16 protein-coding genes and 1 tRNA gene are annotated in these 16,331 nt (G+C 72.1%); 11 read left to right on the top strand and 6 right to left on the bottom strand.

Annotated features, from left to right (window positions below):
- Positions 1–2: 2 nt before the first annotated feature.
- Positions 3–76: transfer RNA gene (locus ACZ4V1_RS28025), tRNA-Thr, on the top strand.
- A 288-nt stretch (positions 77–364) separates the two neighbouring features.
- Here the strand turns inward: ACZ4V1_RS28025 and ACZ4V1_RS28020 are convergent.
- Genes ACZ4V1_RS28020 through ACZ4V1_RS27995 form a run of 6 tightly spaced genes read right to left on the bottom strand, consistent with a single transcriptional unit; the run spans position 365 to position 6,632 of the window.
- Positions 365–1,582: a methyltransferase domain-containing protein gene (locus ACZ4V1_RS28020; protein WP_468341189.1), complete on the bottom strand. Its 1,218-nt coding sequence runs from the start codon at positions 1,580–1,582 to the stop codon at positions 365–367.
- Entirely contained in the window at positions 1,579–2,166 is a 588-nt protein-coding gene (locus ACZ4V1_RS28015) for a dTDP-4-dehydrorhamnose 3,5-epimerase family protein (protein ID WP_468341187.1), read from the bottom strand. Before ACZ4V1_RS28015 ends, ACZ4V1_RS28020 begins: the two co-directional genes overlap by 4 nt.
- A complete protein-coding gene (locus ACZ4V1_RS28010) occupies positions 2,163–3,275 on the bottom strand; it encodes a DegT/DnrJ/EryC1/StrS family aminotransferase (protein WP_468341185.1) in 1,113 nt (370 codons plus the stop codon). Before ACZ4V1_RS28010 ends, ACZ4V1_RS28015 begins: the two co-directional genes overlap by 4 nt.
- Complete coding sequence (locus ACZ4V1_RS28005) at positions 3,272–4,267, bottom strand: NAD-dependent epimerase/dehydratase family protein (protein WP_468341183.1); 996 nt, start codon at positions 4,265–4,267, stop codon at positions 3,272–3,274. Before ACZ4V1_RS28005 ends, ACZ4V1_RS28010 begins: the two co-directional genes overlap by 4 nt.
- The gene (locus ACZ4V1_RS28000) at positions 4,261–5,586 is read right to left on the bottom strand and encodes an NDP-hexose 2,3-dehydratase family protein (RefSeq protein ID WP_468341181.1); all 1,326 of its coding nucleotides are present in this window, start codon (positions 5,584–5,586) and stop codon (positions 4,261–4,263) included. The genes ACZ4V1_RS28005 and ACZ4V1_RS28000 overlap by 7 nt, the downstream gene beginning before the upstream one ends.
- Complete coding sequence (locus tag ACZ4V1_RS27995; RefSeq protein WP_468341179.1) at positions 5,583–6,632, bottom strand: glycosyltransferase; 1,050 nt, start codon at positions 6,630–6,632, stop codon at positions 5,583–5,585. Before ACZ4V1_RS27995 ends, ACZ4V1_RS28000 begins: the two co-directional genes overlap by 4 nt.
- Positions 6,633–6,935: 303 nt before the next feature.
- On the opposite strand from ACZ4V1_RS27995, the gene ACZ4V1_RS27990 reads away from it, so the two are divergent.
- From ACZ4V1_RS27990 to mpaP, 10 genes are all read left to right on the top strand, one after another.
- Entirely contained in the window at positions 6,936–7,898 is a 963-nt protein-coding gene (locus ACZ4V1_RS27990) for an LLM class flavin-dependent oxidoreductase (RefSeq protein ID WP_468341177.1), read from the top strand.
- A 50-nt stretch (positions 7,899–7,948) separates the two neighbouring features.
- The gene (gene mpaB / locus ACZ4V1_RS27985; RefSeq protein WP_468341174.1) at positions 7,949–9,031 is read left to right on the top strand and encodes a daptide biosynthesis RiPP recognition protein; all 1,083 of its coding nucleotides are present in this window, start codon (positions 7,949–7,951) and stop codon (positions 9,029–9,031) included.
- Between the two features lie 4 nt (positions 9,032–9,035).
- Positions 9,036–9,881, top strand: coding sequence for a daptide-type RiPP biosynthesis methyltransferase (gene mpaM / locus ACZ4V1_RS27980; RefSeq protein ID WP_468341171.1), 846 nt, complete (start codon positions 9,036–9,038; stop codon positions 9,879–9,881).
- Positions 9,878–11,248 carry a daptide-type RiPP biosynthesis aminotransferase gene (gene mpaD / locus ACZ4V1_RS27975; RefSeq protein ID WP_468341168.1) on the top strand — a complete coding sequence of 457 codons (1,371 nt, stop codon included), beginning with the start codon at positions 9,878–9,880 and terminating at the stop codon, positions 11,246–11,248. The genes mpaM and mpaD overlap by 4 nt, the downstream gene beginning before the upstream one ends.
- Entirely contained in the window at positions 11,245–12,471 is a 1,227-nt protein-coding gene (gene mpaC, locus ACZ4V1_RS27970) for a daptide-type RiPP biosynthesis dehydogenase (RefSeq protein WP_468341165.1), read from the top strand. Before mpaD ends, mpaC begins: the two co-directional genes overlap by 4 nt.
- Before the next feature lie 90 nt (positions 12,472–12,561).
- Complete coding sequence (locus ACZ4V1_RS27965) at positions 12,562–12,732, top strand: daptide-type RiPP (protein WP_179342685.1); 171 nt, start codon at positions 12,562–12,564, stop codon at positions 12,730–12,732.
- A 62-nt stretch (positions 12,733–12,794) separates the two neighbouring features.
- Positions 12,795–12,965: a daptide-type RiPP gene (locus tag ACZ4V1_RS27960; protein WP_179342686.1), complete on the top strand. Its 171-nt coding sequence runs from the start codon at positions 12,795–12,797 to the stop codon at positions 12,963–12,965.
- Between the two features lie 196 nt (positions 12,966–13,161).
- A complete protein-coding gene (locus ACZ4V1_RS27955; RefSeq protein ID WP_468341160.1) occupies positions 13,162–13,899 on the top strand; it encodes an ABC transporter ATP-binding protein in 738 nt (245 codons plus the stop codon).
- Positions 13,892–14,638 carry an ABC transporter permease gene (locus ACZ4V1_RS27950; RefSeq protein ID WP_468341158.1) on the top strand — a complete coding sequence of 249 codons (747 nt, stop codon included), beginning with the start codon at positions 13,892–13,894 and terminating at the stop codon, positions 14,636–14,638. Before ACZ4V1_RS27955 ends, ACZ4V1_RS27950 begins: the two co-directional genes overlap by 8 nt.
- Positions 14,635–16,308 carry a daptide biosynthesis intramembrane metalloprotease gene (gene mpaP, locus ACZ4V1_RS27945; protein WP_468341155.1) on the top strand — a complete coding sequence of 558 codons (1,674 nt, stop codon included), beginning with the start codon at positions 14,635–14,637 and terminating at the stop codon, positions 16,306–16,308. The genes ACZ4V1_RS27950 and mpaP overlap by 4 nt, the downstream gene beginning before the upstream one ends.
- Positions 16,309–16,331: the final 23 nt, after the last annotated feature.

Below are 16,331 nucleotides of genomic sequence, written 5' to 3'. Positions count from 1 at the left end.
AAGCCGCCTTAGCTCAGATGGCCAGAGCAACGCACTCGTAATGCGTAGGTCTCGGGTTCGAATCCCGAAGGCGGCTCCGAAAGGGTCCAGTTCAGATCGCCTCTGAACTGGGCCTTTGTGCTTTCCGTGATCGATCCATGAGGGCGGTGCGACCCGCTCGGGGCACCATGGTCGCCGCCGGTGGACAACCGGTGGACAGGCGTGCAGCAAGCGTGCGGACCGGTGGACAAGCGGGTGGACGCCGACGAGCGGTGTGAGGGCGATTCTTGCGTTCTGCGCATCGCAGTCATCCGTCGAGGCCGGCCGCCCGGACCGACGGCTTCGGCGGATGAACGAGCTCCGCAGCGGTGTCGCGGACAGTTTCTCAAAGGACGCGGACCGTCGGGGTGTAGAGGATCCACTTGCCGCCGCCCGCGCGGAACTCCTGCTCCTTGGACATGACCTCCTCCGCGTGGTTCCAGGCGAAGAGCAGTGCGTAGTCCGGGTAGGGCTCTCTGAAGGCTTCCGTGGGGTGTACCGGAATGTGGGAACCGGGGGTGAGACGACCCTGTTTGGCGGGGGTCGTGTCGTAGACGGAGGAGACCAGCTCCGGGCCGATGCCGCAGTAGTTGGCGATGGTGGCGCTCTTGGCGGTGGCACCGTAGGCGACGACCCTGCGGCCCTCCGCGCGCAGCCCCGTGAGAAGGGCGACCAGCTCGTCTCGAGTGCGCCGGACATCGGCCGCGAAGCGCTCCAGCGTCGCTGGATCGGCGAGGGCGCGGCTCTCCTCCTCGGCCAGCAGCTCGGCCACGGCCGGCCTCGGCACCCGGGTGCCGAGGCGTGCGAGGGTGTAGCGGACCTCCCCGCCGTGCACCGGCAGCCGCAGGACGTCCACCAGCTCGAAGCCGTGGTGCCGGGCCATGTTCCGCACCGAGCGGGCCGTGAAGAAGTAGAAGTGCTCGTCGTAGATCTGGTCGAACGAGGTGCGCTCGACGATCTCGCCCAGGTAAGGGTCCTCGAAGACGAACACCCCGTCCGGCTTCAGCAGGGCGTCCAGCCCGCGGAAGACCGAGTCCAGGTACGGGATGTGGCACAGGGTGTTGGCGGCGTAGACGACGTCCGCCCGGCCCTCGGCAGTGGCGATGTCGAGTGCCGTCGACTCCTCGAAGAACGCGGTACGGACCCGTACGCCCTTGGCCCGCGCCTCGTCGGCGACGCCTTGCGAGGGGTCGACTCCCAGATGGCGCACCCCGGCCTCGCCGACCGTCGCCAGCATCACGCCGTCGTTGCAGCCGATCTCGACGACGAACGGGTCGGGCCCCGTCGCCTCGGTGGCCAGCAGCCGGCGCGCCGTGTTCTCGAAGTGCTCCCGCATCACCGAGGACCCCGAGGAGTGGTACGGGTAGTCCCGGTGGAACATCCGCTCGCGCGGGACCTCCTCCATCAGCTGCACCATCGTGCAGGAGCCGCACCTGCCCACCGCGAGCCGGAAGAAGAACTCGCCGTCGGTCTCGTCCGGGCGCGGGAAGGCGTCGGAGTTGGGCTGCGTTCCCAGGTCGAGGAACTCGGTCAGGGGGCCCGCGCAGACGCGGCAGTTGCTCATCGGTTCTCCTCGGAGTGGGTGAAGCGCGGCAGCATGCCCCGGTCGGCGGCTTCCGCGAGGGTGACGGCCAGCCGGTCCCGCTCGGACAGGACCGGGGTGACGTCGTGGGGGAGGGGCAGGCCCAGCTCGGGGTCCAGCACGGACACGGCGAGTTCGTGCGCGGCGACGTAACCGGCGGACAGCAGATATGACATGACCGTGTCGTCCTCCAGGGCCACGAAGGCGTGCCCCAGGCCGGCGGGGAGGTACACGGCGCGGAAGTCCCGCGCGTCCAGTACCACTGAGTCCCAGGTCCCGAAGGTCGGTGAGCCGACGCGCAGGTCCACCACGAAGTCGAGGGCCGTGCCGCGCGGGCAGTGGACGTACTTCTCCGTGCCCGGCGACTCGGCGGTGAAGTGCACGCCCCGTACGACGCCGCGGCGGGAGACGCTCACAGACGCCTGCCGCACCGGGAAGAGCGGCCTGCCGACCGCTTCGGCGAAGTCGTCCTCCGTAAAGGTGGACACGAACAGGCCCCGGTCGTCGGGGTACGACGCGGGGCTGAACTCCACCGCGCCGAGCACGGCGAGCGGCCGGGCCTTCACGACAATTCCTCCAGTACGTCGCGTAGGGCGGCGATCACCGTCTCCTGCGTCTCGGGCGGCAGCGTGGGGTACATCGGCAGCGAGAAGACCTCGTCCGCGAGGGCCTCGGTGACCGGAAGCGCTCCGCGTGAGAGGCCGAGGTGGGCGAAGCCGGACATGGTGTGCACGGGCCACGGATAGCTGATGTTGAGGAAGATGCCGCGGGACTTCAGCGCGTCGAGGACGGCGTCCCGCCGGGGGTGGCGGACCACGTAGAGGTAGTACACGTGGTCGTTGCCCGGCGCGACGCGGGGAAGGACCAGACCGGTGTCGGCGAGACCCTCGGCATAGCGCCGGGCGACGGCGCGGCGGGCCTCGGCGTAGGAGTCGAGGCGGCCGAGCTTGCGGCGCAGGATCTCGGCCTGCACCTCGTCGAGCCGGCTGTTGTGGCCAGGGGTCTCGACGACGTAGTACCGCTCCTCCATGCCGTAGTACCGCAGCCGGCGCAGTCGGCGGGCCACCTCGTCGTCGGACGTGATCGTCGCGCCGCCGTCACCGTAGGCACCGAGCACCTTCGTCGGGTAGAAGGAGAACGCGGCAGCGTCGCCGAAGGTGCCCGCGCGCCGGCCGTTCCGGCGGGCACCGTGTGCCTGGGCGCAGTCCTCGAGGACGGCCAGGCCGTGCCGCGCGGCGATGTTCCCGAGCATGTCCATGTCGGCGCACTGTCCGTAGAGGTGGACCGGGAGCAGGCAGCGCGTCCGGTCGGTGATCGCCGCGGCGACCTGGCCGGTGTCCATGAGGAAGTCCTCCTCGCGCACGTCGACGAAGACCGGGGTGGCACCGACCGCGTCGATCGCCACGACGGTGGGTGCGGCCGTGTTCGAGACGGTGATCACCTCGTCCCCCGGTCCGACGCCGAGGGCCTGGAGGGCGAGCCTGACCGCGTTGGTGCCGTTGTCCAGGCCCACGCAGTGCCCGACGCCGTGGTAGTCGGCGAACTCCCGCTCGAAGCCGGCCACGCTCTCGCCGAGCACGAGTCGGCCGGAGCCGAAGACGGTCTCGACCGCGTCGAGGATGTCCGCGCGTTCGGTCTCGTACTCCCGGAGGTAGTCCCAGACGTAGGTGGTCACAGAGGGTCCTTTCCATGGGTGTCGGCAAGCGCGGCGACGGTTCGGTCCACGGCCTCGTGCAGGGGGACCCGCGGGGCCCAGCCCGTCACGGAGCGGAACGGCGCGTGGTCGACACGGACGTCCCGGAAGTCGGCGGCCGAGGCGAACGCGGGTGGTTCGACCTGGCGCACCGGGACGGGCGGTCTTCCAGTGCGGCTCGCCACGGTGGCTGCGAGGGTGCGGAAGACGTCGCCCAGCGGTGTGCCGCGGCCGCTGCCGACGGACCAGTGGCGTCCGGCGAGCGCCGGGGCGTGGTCGAGGGCGGCGGTGAACGCCGTGACGGCGTCCCGGACGTACAGCAGGTCGCGCCGCACCGTGCCGTCGTGCCACATCGTGATCGGCGCGCCGTCCAGCGCCCGCCTGGCCATGGCCGAGATGACGCCGCGGTCCACCGCGGGCGCCGGTGCGGGGCCGAACACGGTGGGCAGCCGCAGGGACACGCCGCACAGTGCATCCGCGGCGGTGGCCTCGGCGAGCACCCGCTCGGCGGCGAGCTTGTGCCGCTCGTAGGCGGTGGCGGGCCCCGCGCCCGCGGACCCGGGCACGCCGTCCGTGGCGGCGGCCGCGGTGCTTGCGAACACCACCACGGTCGGCGGCCGGCCCGTGGCCGGCGCCGGCCGCAGGGCGTCGGCGAGCTCCTGGACCAGGCCGGTGTTGAGCCGTTCGGCCGCGGTGTCGCCGTCGGCCGCCCGCCACGTTCCCGCACCGTCGAGGTGCGCGACGAGGTGCACCACCGCGTCGGAGCCGGCCACTGCCTCCGCGAGACCGCCCGGCCGGGAGAGGTCGACCGCGCGGGTCTCGACGTCCGCCACCGAGCGCCCGAGCCCGGCCGGGACGGTGGGCCGACGGGCCACGGCACGCAGCCGGACGGGGCGCCCGGCGAGTTCCGCGACGACGTGGGAGCCGATGAAACCGGAGGCTCCCAGCACGGTGATCAGGGGGCGGCTCACCATGCCGTGGTGTCCGTGGGCGGGGTCAGGGCGGACAGGCAGGCGAGCAGACTGCGCGTCTGCATGTTCACGCGGCCTCCGTGGCGCAGCAGTTCGTGGAGCTGGCCCAGGGCGAGCCAGCGGTAGCCGGGCCGTTCCGGCCGCTCGGTCCGCTCGTCGAGTTCGACGACGAGGTGACGACTGCGGGAGTGGTGGAAGCGGCCCCCCTCGTCGGAGAGGACCGTGTCGAACCTGATGGACGAGGGGTCGGCACCCAGCACGTCGTCGAGGAACGGCGGGCGGGCGGCCGAGGGCAGCACGTCGTAGTTGGCGGGCGTGCACTGCACGGTGGGCGCCAGTTCGGCCGTGTCCGCGCAGCCGGGCTCCGTCCGCAACTGCGTCAGCACGTGCGGCACGCCGTCGACACGGGTCGTCAGGAACGCCACGATGCCCACCCCGTGGGGGGCGATCATCGGCTGGTCCCAGCGGCCGACCTCGCGGCCGACGGCCTCCACCCGTACCCCGATGACGTCGAAGAACCGGCCGGACTCGTGCGAGATGCGCCCGGCGTCGCGCCGCCAGCCCGCCAGACGGCCGAGCGGCCGCCGCTCGACGGCCATCCCGGAGCGGGCCCGTCCCCGGGCGATCCAGGCGAGGACGTCGGCGGTCGGGTGCGCGGACGTGCCGCCCCTCGCCACCCGTGGCAGGCAGGAGAGCACGGAGCGGGTGTCCATGTTCACCAGGTCGTCCACGCGGAGCAGTTGCCGCAGCTCGGCCAGGGGCAACCAGCGGAAGCCGGGTATCGCCTCGACGTCCTCGGTGACCTCGACGACCATGTTGCGGTTGCGTTTGCGCAGGAACCACGAGCCGTGCTCGGACTGGTGCACGTCGGTGACGATCCGGTGCCGGGCGGCGGCGTTCAGGAAGTGGTCGAGATAGGGGACCTGGGCACCCTTGTGCACGCCCGTGTAGTTGCTGCGGGTGGCCTGCACGGTCGGGGAGATCTGGAGCCCGCCCCAGTTGCCCGGCTCCGGCTTGAGCTGCAGCAGGCCGTGCGGTACGCCGCCGAACCGCTTGACGAGGATGCCGAGCATCCCGATCTCCGGCTGGCTGATGATCGGCTGCTGCCAGTGGGACACCGGGTGCCCCGGTCGTCGCACGTCCAGCCCCTCGACGGAGAAGAACCGGCCGCTGCGGTGCCGGATGGCGCCGGCGTCCGGATCGGTCTCCCAACCGTCCAGGGCGTCCAGCGGCACCTGTTCGGCGCGGATGCCCAGGCGCTCCGCCGCGTCGTCGAGCCAGGACCGGATCCCGACCCGGTCCGCGTGTGTCAGGACGCTCACCGCCGCACGCTCCCGTGCGGCAGGACGTCCTCGAGGAACGCCATCTGGTGGTGCATGGTGGCGCGGAAGTACCGCGTGTAGCGGTCGGCGTGCTCTGCCGTCATGGTCGACAGCGGTACGCACAGCGAGACGTACGTGTCACGGGGGACGAGGGCCAGCCCCTTCCACACCGTCCCGTTCTCGCGTATCTGCGACTCCACCGCGGCTTCGAGCGCCGCCGTACCGCCCCGCCAGCCACGCGGGAGCACCAGTTCGCCGCCGTCGGCCAGGGATCCGTACCAGGTCAGCAAGTCCTGCCGGACAGCGTGGAGTTCGCGCTCCTGGTTGCGGGCGTCGGAAAGTGCGCGGTAGGCGGCGCGGGCGGACAGGGCGTCGTCGAACCGGGCGATCTCGTGCGTGAACCGCCGCTCCAGGCGGTGGGTCCTGGTGCCGGGATCGTCCAGCAGGGTCACCGTACGGTCCAGGAGGGGGGTGCAGCGTTCGCCGGCGTCGGCGAAGCGCAGCCACAGGTCCCAGTCCTCCAGGCCGACCGGGGACTCGCGCCAGCCGCCCACCTGTTCGGCGAGGCCGGCGACGTGCCCGGCGCAGGAGTTCTCGAACAGCGGACTCATCAGCTGGATGTCAGGGTGCCAGCACAGGGACAGGGGGTGCGCCGTGCCGGTCACCGTTCCGGCGGCGGTCACCTTGCGGGCCCGGGTGGCCACGAACCGGGCTCCGTCGTCGAAGGCCTGCCGGAGCCGGAGCAGGTGGTCCGGCTCCCAGTGGTCGTCGTGGTCGAGGTAGGCGACGAACTCGCCCGCGGCCTCGCCCAGCGCGATGTTCGTGGGACCGGACTGGGACCCGAACCGCCCGGTCCGCAGCAGCCGTATCCGGCGGTCGCGCGCCGCCAGGGACGCGACCACCGCGTCCGTGTCGTCGTCGCTCGCGTCGGACACCACCAGCATTTCCCAGTCGCGCATCGTCTGTGCCCGCACGGATTCCAGCGTCGACAGAATTGCTTTACCGCGGTTGTACGTAGGGCATATGACGCTGATGTGTGGCGGCATGGGGATATGGCCTTTCCAAGGTCCGATGCGTCGGAGTATGGGCGAACAACGACCTCCTGTTCAAGGTGAATGGGGGTCGCGGGCGCCTCGGTGCGGGGGCGGCCCGCCCTTCCCCGTCCCGGGACGGGGAAGAGACTGTCCTCTTGGCGGGGGCGCGGAGGTCGTCGACCCCATATCTTTGTGATGTCAGGTCGGGGCGACGGGTGCCGTGGGAAACGGCTTTCCGGTCGACTGACCGTCGGGACATTGTCGGGGGAATCAACGTGCCCTTTTCATGGGCGTGTTTCGATGTCGGAGTGACACATGACCGCGTATTCGGTACTGATGCCGTTTCTGCCGCGCCGGCCGGAACAACTGCTGCCGTACGCCGCGCTGGTCGAATGGACCGGTGCGGACCGGTTGTGGCAGGGCCAGGCGATGCTGGTCGAACCCTTCCAGGGGTTCGCCGCCGCGGCCGGCGCCGGCTTCCGGGTGCCGACCGGCACCGGTGTCACGCTGATGCCGCTGCGGCACCCCTACGAGGCTGCCCACCAGGTCAGGTCACTGGCCATGACCACGGGCGAGTCGGTGGTCGCGGGGTTCGGCCCCGGCGGCAGGGAGTTCCAGCGGAGCCTGCTCGGGGCCCCGTACGCCAGCCCGCTGACGGCCGCGCGCGAGTACCTGACGATCGTCCGCGGCCTGCTCTCGGGCGGGACCGTGGAGCTGGACGGGGAGTACTTCTCCTGCCACGCCGGAATGGTCCCCGCGGTGGCGCCGCGCATCGACCTCGGGCTGGGAGTGCTGCGGCCGGGAATGGCGAGACTGGCCGGTGAGGTCGCCGACGCCGCCGTCACGTGGCTGACGCCTCCCGCCTATCTCCGGGACACGGTGCGGCCGGCCATGGCGGAAGGCGCGGAAAAGGCGGGGCGCGAGACGCCCCGGCTGTCGGCCGTCGTTCCGGTGGCGCTGGAAAGGCCCGACCGCGATCCGACGGAATTGGTGGTGGCCAGCAATTCGCGGCACATGCGCACTCCGCACTACATCGACATGCTGCGGAAGGCCGGAATCGACATCGCGGGCGAGGAACTGCCGGCCGCGGCGAAACGAATGCTCGAAGGCGATGCTTTCGTCCACGGCGCCATCGACGCGATCGTCGAAAAACTCGCGGCCTATCGCGAGGCCGGTGTGGACGAGATCGTCCTGAATCTGACCGGCGTGTTCAACGTGCACGGCCCGAAGGCCGCCATGGACGACCTGAAGAAAATCCTGACATCGGTCACGGCGTGACGCAGACGGACGCGACAAAGAAGTCGAACAGGAAAAGGGGGGTGGAAGACGTGGACGGGAACCGTATGTCCGCGGCCCGACGGCACCTGATGTCCTGGGGAGTGGGCCGGGCGCTGCCCGGTCGCCCCGGGCAGGAGGACGCCGGTGCCGCGACGGTGGTCCTGGAGAACCCGCGACACCTGGCCGAGGTGCTCGGGTCGGATCTGGTCGGCCGGCACACGGTGGTCCTCGCGCCGGGCCGGGTCCCGGAGAACGCGGACGTCCCCGGACCCCTCGTCGTGGGGTACCAGGGGTCGCTGAGCGAGCCCGGCGGCGACCTGTCCATCGACGACTCCTTCTTCCTCCAGACCCAGGACTACGCGACGTCCGCGTACATGTCGGTGATCGGCGCGACCCTGATCCGCGTCACCGAGGAGGCGGACTTCGAGGCCTTCCTCGCCGACGCCGACCGCGCCCGCGCCGAGGGCGAGTTCGCCGCCTTCGCGACCGACCCGGCCGTGCAGCTCGCGGACGTCTCGGCACTGGGCGCCGGACCGGCCTCGGACGGCCCCGCCACCCGGCTGTACGTCGGGGAGGAGGGCGGACTGTCCACGTCTCCCTGGGGCCGCCGGCTGGGCGTGCTGGGCGACGGCTTCGCCGCCGTCGTGGCCGCCTGGGACCGTGCCAACGCCGAGACCGCACACCCCTGCGCGGTCGCCCTGGGCGACACCGTGCCCGAGGACGTCCGCACGGCCGCGCTCACCGGACGGCCCTGGCTGGGCCGGTACCTGGCCGCGCTGGCCGCGGTGCGGGAGCTGCGGGCCCGGGGTCTGGACGGCGTACGGGTCTCCGGCTTCGGAGGCCGCCTCGCTCCCGACCCGGCCGGTTCCTCCGGTGCCGCGGACGCCGACGACGCCGGGCTGCCGCTGCTGCTGTGGACGGACGAGGCCGCGTACGTGCACGCTCCCGGGGCGGGCCGGACCTTCCGGGTCGGCCTCACGGCGGGCGTGCTCGCGGAGACGCTGCTGGCGTGCGGCTCCCTCGACGCCGCCGCCGAACACGCCGACCGGGACCGCCTGCGCGAGGTGGAGGCCTTCTTCGCCGAGGCGGGCGTGGAGCTGCGGTCCACCGGGCTCCTCGGCGCGGGGGCGTGAGACCGTGGCCGTCGCGCTGACACCGCCGAGTGTCCCGGGCCGGGCCGGCGACCTGCTGGCCGAGCTCGGTGACCGGGCCGAACTGCACGATGTGTACGACGAGACCGGCTCGCCGATCTACCACGACTTCTCCCTGAAGGACACGCACGAGGTCCGCGAACTGGTGGGTCTGGTGCGGCGGACACCCGGCACCGTCCTCGAACTGGCCGCCGGTTCCGGCCGGCTGACGCTGCCGCTGCTCGCGCTCGGCCGGGAGGTGACCGCGCTGGAGCTGTCGGAAGGCATGCTGCGGCTGCTCGACGAGCGGCTGGCGCAGGCACCCGCCCGGCTGCGCGAGCGCTGCGTCCCGGTACGGGCCGATATGAGCTCCTTCGCGCTGGGCCGCCGGTTCGAGGTGATCGTGCTTGGCACGACCTCGGTCTCCCTGCTCGACGAGGAGGGCCGGGCCGGTCTGTACGCGGCGGTGCGCGAGCACCTCGCACCCGGCGGCCGGTTCCTGCTCTCCACGGCGGACATCGTGGCGTCCGACGACCCGGGCCCGGACACCGACGGGGCCGCGTCCGAGGCGGAGGTGGAGGCCGTGATCGAGGCGGTCGGTGCCAGCGGACGCGTCTACCGGATGCACGACCACTGGCCGGCCGGGTCCGACACCCGCACCGTCACCATCTTTCCCGCGACGGTCGGCGACGAGGGACCCGTCACGGTGTGCACCACCACCGTCGGCGTGCTGCCCGCCGACCGCCTGGAGACCGAGCTCGCGGCATCGGGCCTGACGGTGCTGTCCCGGCACCCGCTGCCCGGCACCGGGCGCTACCGCGACGTACTGCTGGAAGTGGGGGTGACGGCATGACGGACAACGGCACCGGAACGGCCCCCGGCCCGGCCCTGTGGCCTTCGATGCTCGCTCCGGAGCTGCACGGCGACGACGGACTGTGCGCCGTGTCGGCCCAGGGCGTCCGGATCCGTTTCGCCGACGGCCGCGAGCTGCTGTGCGGCTCCAGCGGACTGTGGAACACCAACCTCGGCTACGGCAACCGGGCCATCGCCGAGGCGGCGGCCGAGGCCCTGTGCGAGGCCTCGTACCTCAGCGTCTTCCGGTACGAGAACGTCTACGCCCGCCGCGCGGCGGCGGCCCTGATCGACGTCTGCGGCCCGGACCACTACCAGCGGGTGCTGTTCTCCACCTCCGGAGGCGCTGCCAACGACCTGGTGATGAAGGTGGCCCGGCACTACCACGCGCTGCGCGGCCAGGACCGGCGCAAGGTCGTGGTCGGACTGCGCGGCAGTTACCACGGCCTGACCTTCGGCGGCTTCGCGCTGACCGGCGACAACCTGGGGCAGCAGCTCTACGGCGTCGACCAGCGGCTGGTGCGGCACGTGGCGCCCAACGACCCGGACGAGATCCGGGCGTTGCTGGACCGCCAGGGCGCGCACGTCGCCGCCGTCGTCGTCGAGCCGGTGCTCGGCTCCGGCGCGGTCCCGCTCACCGAGGAGTACGTCGCCGAGCTGCTGCGCCTGCGCTCGGAGCACGGGTTCCTGCTCGTCGCCGACGAGGTGGCCACCGGCTTCGGCCGGACCGGCGACTTCTTCGCCTCGCACCGCTGGCCCGGGCAGCCGGACCTGCTGGTCACGTCGAAGGGACTGACCAACGGCACCAGCGCCGCGGCGGCCGTCGTGGCCTCGCACCAGGTGGCCGACGTCTTCACGGACGCCGGTTCGCTGCTCTCCCACGGCGAGACCCAGGCGGGCACCCCCGTCACCTGCGCGACGATCCTCGCCACCGTCGAGGAGATGCGGCGGCTGGACGCGGTGGCCCTGGGACAGAGGCTGTCGGCGCGGCTCGACACCGAACTGGAGCGCCTGGCCGCCGAGCACCCCAGGGTGTCCGGGACCACCGGCGTGGGCTGCTTCCGCTCGGTCCGCGTGACCGCGGCGGACGGCTCGCCGCTGCCGCAGACCGAGGTCCCCGCCCTGGTGGCCGCGATCCGCGAGGCCGGCGCCGTCGTGCACCCCGGGGTGCACGGCATCCAGCTCTTCCCCGCGCTGACCTACACCGATGCCGAACTGACCGAGCTGCTGGACTGCGTACGCACCGGCATCACGGCGTACACGGCGGACACGGCGGACACGGCGGACACGACGTACGCGGCGGACCCGGCGTACGCGGCGGACCCGGCGTACGCGGCGGACCCGGCGAGATCGAGGGCGGCGACATGACCCCCGGCTGGCACTGCCCCACGGTGATGGCGTACGGCGGTGACGGGCTCGCGCAGTGGCTCGGCACCCGGCCGGAACGCTCCGTCGCCCTGCTGCTGGACGGCGGCGTCGCCGAAGCCGGCGTCGCGGGCTCGGTGCGGGCGCGGATCGAGCGCGGCGGCCGGACGGTCCGGACCGTCGTGGTCAGTGGTCCCGGGACGCCGGAAGCCGTCACCGAGCTCGCCGGGCGGATCCAGGACGCGGACCTGGTGGTCGCGGTCGGCGGCGGTTCGCTGCTCGACCAGGCCAAGCTGGCGGTCCTGCTGCGGGCGGACCCCGGCGCGCTCGCCCGGCTCACGGTCCCGCAGCGCGGCGGGCTGGTCCTGCTGCGGGCCGAGCGGTCCCGAGGGCCCCGCCTGGTCGCCGTGCCGACGACGCTGGGCACCGGCTCCGAGCTGAGTGCCGTCGCCTGCCTCGCGTACGAACGGGGCAAGCGGCTGGTGATGGGCGGGGGGCTCCGCCCCGACGCCGCGGTGATCGACCCGGAGGCAACCGCGACGCTGCCCGCCGAACTCGTCGCGGAAGGCGTCCTGGAGGTGCTCTTCAGGATCAGCGGCAGCTACGTCGGCGAGCACCGGGACCAGCCCACCGAGGACGCCCTGGCGCAGGCGCTGGCCGAACGGGCGGTACGGCTCGGCAACGAGGTGCGGGCCTGCCGCGCCCGGGGCCGGGCGGCCGACGAGCGGCAACGCACGGAGATCGCCAAGATCAGCGGCCTCAGCCACGCCGGCTGGGTGGTCCTGAACCGTTCCCCCTACGCCGGCAAGGGCTGGTACCTCGCCAACGAGCTGTCGAGCGAGCTGGGTCTGCGCAAGATGACGGCGGTCGCCGCGCTGCTGCCGCCCCTGTGGTCAGCCATCGCCGCGGGTGACCCGCGGCTCGGGTCGGCGCGCAGGCTGGACGCGCTGTGGCAGCGCCTGCGGGCGGCGGCCCTCGACCCGGTGGGCGAGGGACGGGCGGACCCGCCGCTGCCCGAGGACCCGGGGGCGGGTATCGCGGCGCTGATCGACTCCTGGGGCGTCGGACGGCGGATCACCGCGGAACCCGGCCGGCTCGCCGTCGTCGCCCGGCGCAGCGTACGGGCGTGGGGCGCGGGGCTGCCGATGCTCGACGGACTGGGTGCCGCCGACATCGAGGGCCTGCTGGCACGGGCGGTGTGCGATTCGACGCCGGTCAGCCTCTGACCGCCGAATCCACCGAGACTTCCGCGGGTGCGGGCTGTCGCCCGGAGTCCGCGGATGAACAGCACATATATGGAAGGGGGGTAAAGAAAAATGCAGAACTCTGCCGAGCTGGACATCACTCCGGCGCTCGAGCTGGGCATGCAGGAGCTGGAGGCCATGGAGGCCCCGGGCTTCTGGTCCGTGACCGGTTACATCAGCGGCGCGGGTGCCGGCGGTGCCGTCACCTACAGCATCGTCGCTTCCGTCATCGCGACGACCTGATATCCGGACTCCGGATATCGGCTCGCAATTCGAACTGGTTGATGAGAAGGAGGTGTTGAACAATGCAGGACATCTTCGAGAAGAACGCCCCCGAGGCGCTTGAGCTGGGCATGCAGGAGCTGGAGGCCATGGAGGCCCCGGGCTTCTGGTCCAACTTCAAGGACGGTGTGGTCGTCTCGGTCGCCGCCAGCGCCGTCTACGGCGGTGTGGCCTCCGCGGTCGCCGTCACCTGATCCACGCCCACGCGGAGAACGACCGCACAGGCGAACCCCGCCCCGGAAGGAAGTCTCGTTTCCTTCCGGGGCGGGGAGCCGGGTTCCCGGCCGTGGGACACCACCGGGACGACTGAGAAGGAATTGCCATGCCAAGAAATCACAGTCAGATCGCCTGTGTGTGCCACATCGCTGTGAACTCCCGCACGGAGAAAGTATGAGTAGTGCCGTCGTAGCAGATTTCCGCGGTCTGACCAAACGCTTCGGTGAGTTCACCGCGGTCGAGGACGTCACCTTCGAGGTCCCCGCCGGACGTATCGTCGGCCTGCTCGGCCGCAACGGAGCCGGGAAGACCACCTCGCTGCGCATGCTGCTGGGCCTCACCGCGCCGACCGCCGGAAGCGCCACCGTGTTCGGCAAGCCGTATGCCGAACTCCCGCACGCTGCCCACCGGGTCGGCGTCAGCATGGACGGCATCGGCGTGACCCCGGGCGTCACCGGCCGCCGCGACCTCAGGATCTGGGCCAGGATGCTCGGTCTGCCGCGCCGACGGGTCGACGAGGTGCTGGAGCGCGTCGGCCTCGACGGCCGTGCCGACAAACAGCTCAAGGGCTTCTCCACCGGCATGAAGCAGCGTCACGCACTGGCGTCCGCGCTGCTCGCCGACCCCGAACTGCTGGTCCTGGACGAACCCGCCAACGGCCTCGACCCGGACGGGATCCGATGGCTGCGCACCTTCCTGCGGGCCCTCGCCGACGAGGGCCGCACCATCCTGCTGTCCAGCCATCTGCTCGCCGAGGTGGAGCAGACGGTCGACGACGTGGTGATCCTGCAGAAGACGCTGCGCTACTGCGGATCCCTCACCGAGCTCACCTCGGACGGCCGGCACAGCCTCGAGGACCGCTTCTTCGAGCTCGCCGAGCCGACCGCAACCGGAGAAGCCGCCCATGCGTAACCTCATAGCCGCCGAATGGTCCAAGGCGTTCACCGGACGCGCCTGGTGGTCGCTGGCCCTCATCGGAGTGATCCTCGGGTTCCTGGCGAGCAGCGGGTTCGTCGCCCAGGCCGAGGAGGACATCGCCAAGGGCGCCACGACCATCGAGGCCGTCACCGACCAGGTGGTCCGCTCCTGGTTCATGCTGCTGCTGTTCACCGCCCTGCTCGGCGCGGTCCTCGTCACCCGGGAGTACAACTCCGGGGCCATCGGCAGGTCCGTGCTGCTGAGCGGCGGACGCGGCCGGCTGCTGGGCGCGAAACTGCTCGTGGGAACCGGCATGGGCGTCGTGTTCGCGCTGCTCGCCACGGGACTGGCCGCCGCCTCCCCGGCGGTGTTCCTCGCGGCCTCCACCGATCTCGAACCCGCCTGGACCCACGAGACGACGCTGACCCTGGTGGGCGTCTTCACGGTCACCGTGCTGGGCGCCCCCTGGGGGGTGCTGCTCGGCTGGGTCATCCGCAACCAGACCGCCGCGGTCGCGACCCTGCTGGGCCTGACGCTCTTCGTCGACGAGGCGCTGCTGCGGCTGGTGCCCTCGGTCGGCAGGTTCACCATGACGATCGCGATGAGCTCGGTCTACCGGGACGGCAAGCCCGAGCTGCTGTCGGTGCCCGTCGCCCTGATCGTCATCGGCGCCTGGCTGGCCGTGACCGGTTACGCCGCCCGCCGGCTGTTCCTCACCCGGGACGTCATATGAGGCGTGGGCGGGCGGGATCGGGCGGGACGCTGACGCCCGAGCGGGCCAGTGCCCTGCTGGAGCGGCCACAGCTGGCCCCCGACGTGCGGCTCCACGAGCCGATCGCCGACGGCGCGCCGTGGGTCGTCCAGCGCGGCTCACAGCAGTACATCCGGGTGGGGACCGACATGGTCCGGCTGCTGCGCGTCCTGGACGGGGAACGCGACCGCACCCGTCTGGTGGAGGCGCTGGGGGCGCCCTGGACGGAGGAGGCGGTCGAGCGGGCGGTTGAGAGCCTGCACGGGATGCGGCTGCTGGAGGACGGGCAGCCCCACCGGCGCGCCAACTCCTGGTTCAAGTTCGTTCCACCGCTGACGTTCCAGTTCACCGTGGTCAAGCCGGAACGCATGCTCGCCGCGCTCGTGCCGCTGCTGCGGCTCGTGGCCAACCGGGGCGGCGCCGTCCTCGCGGCCGTCCTCGCCCTGGGCGGTGTGCTGTCCCTCGCGTTGCAGGCGCCGCAGCTGCGGCAGGCGCTGGGCTCCCCGCTCCCGCTGGGCGTCCTCTTCGGTGTCGCGTGCGCCTCGGTCGTCGCGACCGCGCTGCACGAGATGGGCCACGGCGCGGTCCTCACCCACCACGGGGGGCGCCCCAGCCGGATGGGCGTCATGCTCTTCTACCTGACGCCCGCCTTCTTCTGCGACGTCTCCGACGGCTGGCGGCTGCCCCACCGGGAACAGCGCGTACAAGTGGCGCTCGCCGGAGTGGTGACGCAGGTGGTCATCGCCGGGTCGGTGGCGCTCGGCGCGTTCGGGGTCGGTGCCGCGTCCGGCGACTCCGGCCTGCGCGACGGCATGCTGGTGTTCGCCGTGTCCACCTACGTGACGGGCCTGCTCAACCTGCTGCCGCTGGTCAAGCTCGACGGCTACATCGCGCTCATGACCCACCTGGACATCTCGCACCTGCGGGACCGGACGATGACCGATGCGCGCCGCTTCCTGGCGAAGGTCCTCTTCGGCGGCCGGTACACGCGGGAGCTGTCCGGACTGCGATGGTCCGTGCCGTTCGGCCTCGCCTCCATGGTCTTCCCGGTCTACCTGATCGCGATGGCGTTCACCCTCTGGCTCGACATCCTCCAGGGCATGGGCCTCGTCGGCGCGACGCTGGTGCTGGTCGGCGTCGTCTACCTCGGCTACCGCCTGTTCAACGGCGCGCGGCTGCTGCTGCGCGAGGCGCGCACGGCCGGCGCCCGGATGTGGCGCGTGTGCGCCGTCGCGCTGCTGCTCACCGCGGGGCTCGGTACGGCGCTGACGACGGTGACCGTGCCGTACACGGTCACCGGCGGCTACGTCGTCGAGGACGGCGGGGCCTCGCTCGTACTGTCGGACGCGGCCGACCTGGACGCGGTCGCCCCGGGCTCCCCGGTGACGCTGTACCGGCGCGGAATGGTGACACGCACCGAGATCGGGTCCGCGACCGTGGGACGGGGACCGGCCGAGGAGGACGTCGCCCCGCTGTCCGCCTTCGTGCCGGTGCGGGAGGGCGATTCCCTCCCGGTACCCGCCGTCCTGCTGCCGCTGTCCGTCACCGACACGGCTCCGGCGGAGAGCGTCGGGACGGCCCGGGTGGCGGCCGGCAGCCGCTCGCTGGGCGAATGGCTCTACCTCTCGTACATCGCCCCGGCCGCTCGCTGACCCGCCCTCACCCGACCCAGGAA

The sequence above is a fragment of the Streptomyces sp. NPDC028991 genome, from assembly GCF_055564775.1.
This window is presented reverse-complemented; position numbering and strand designations above follow the sequence as displayed.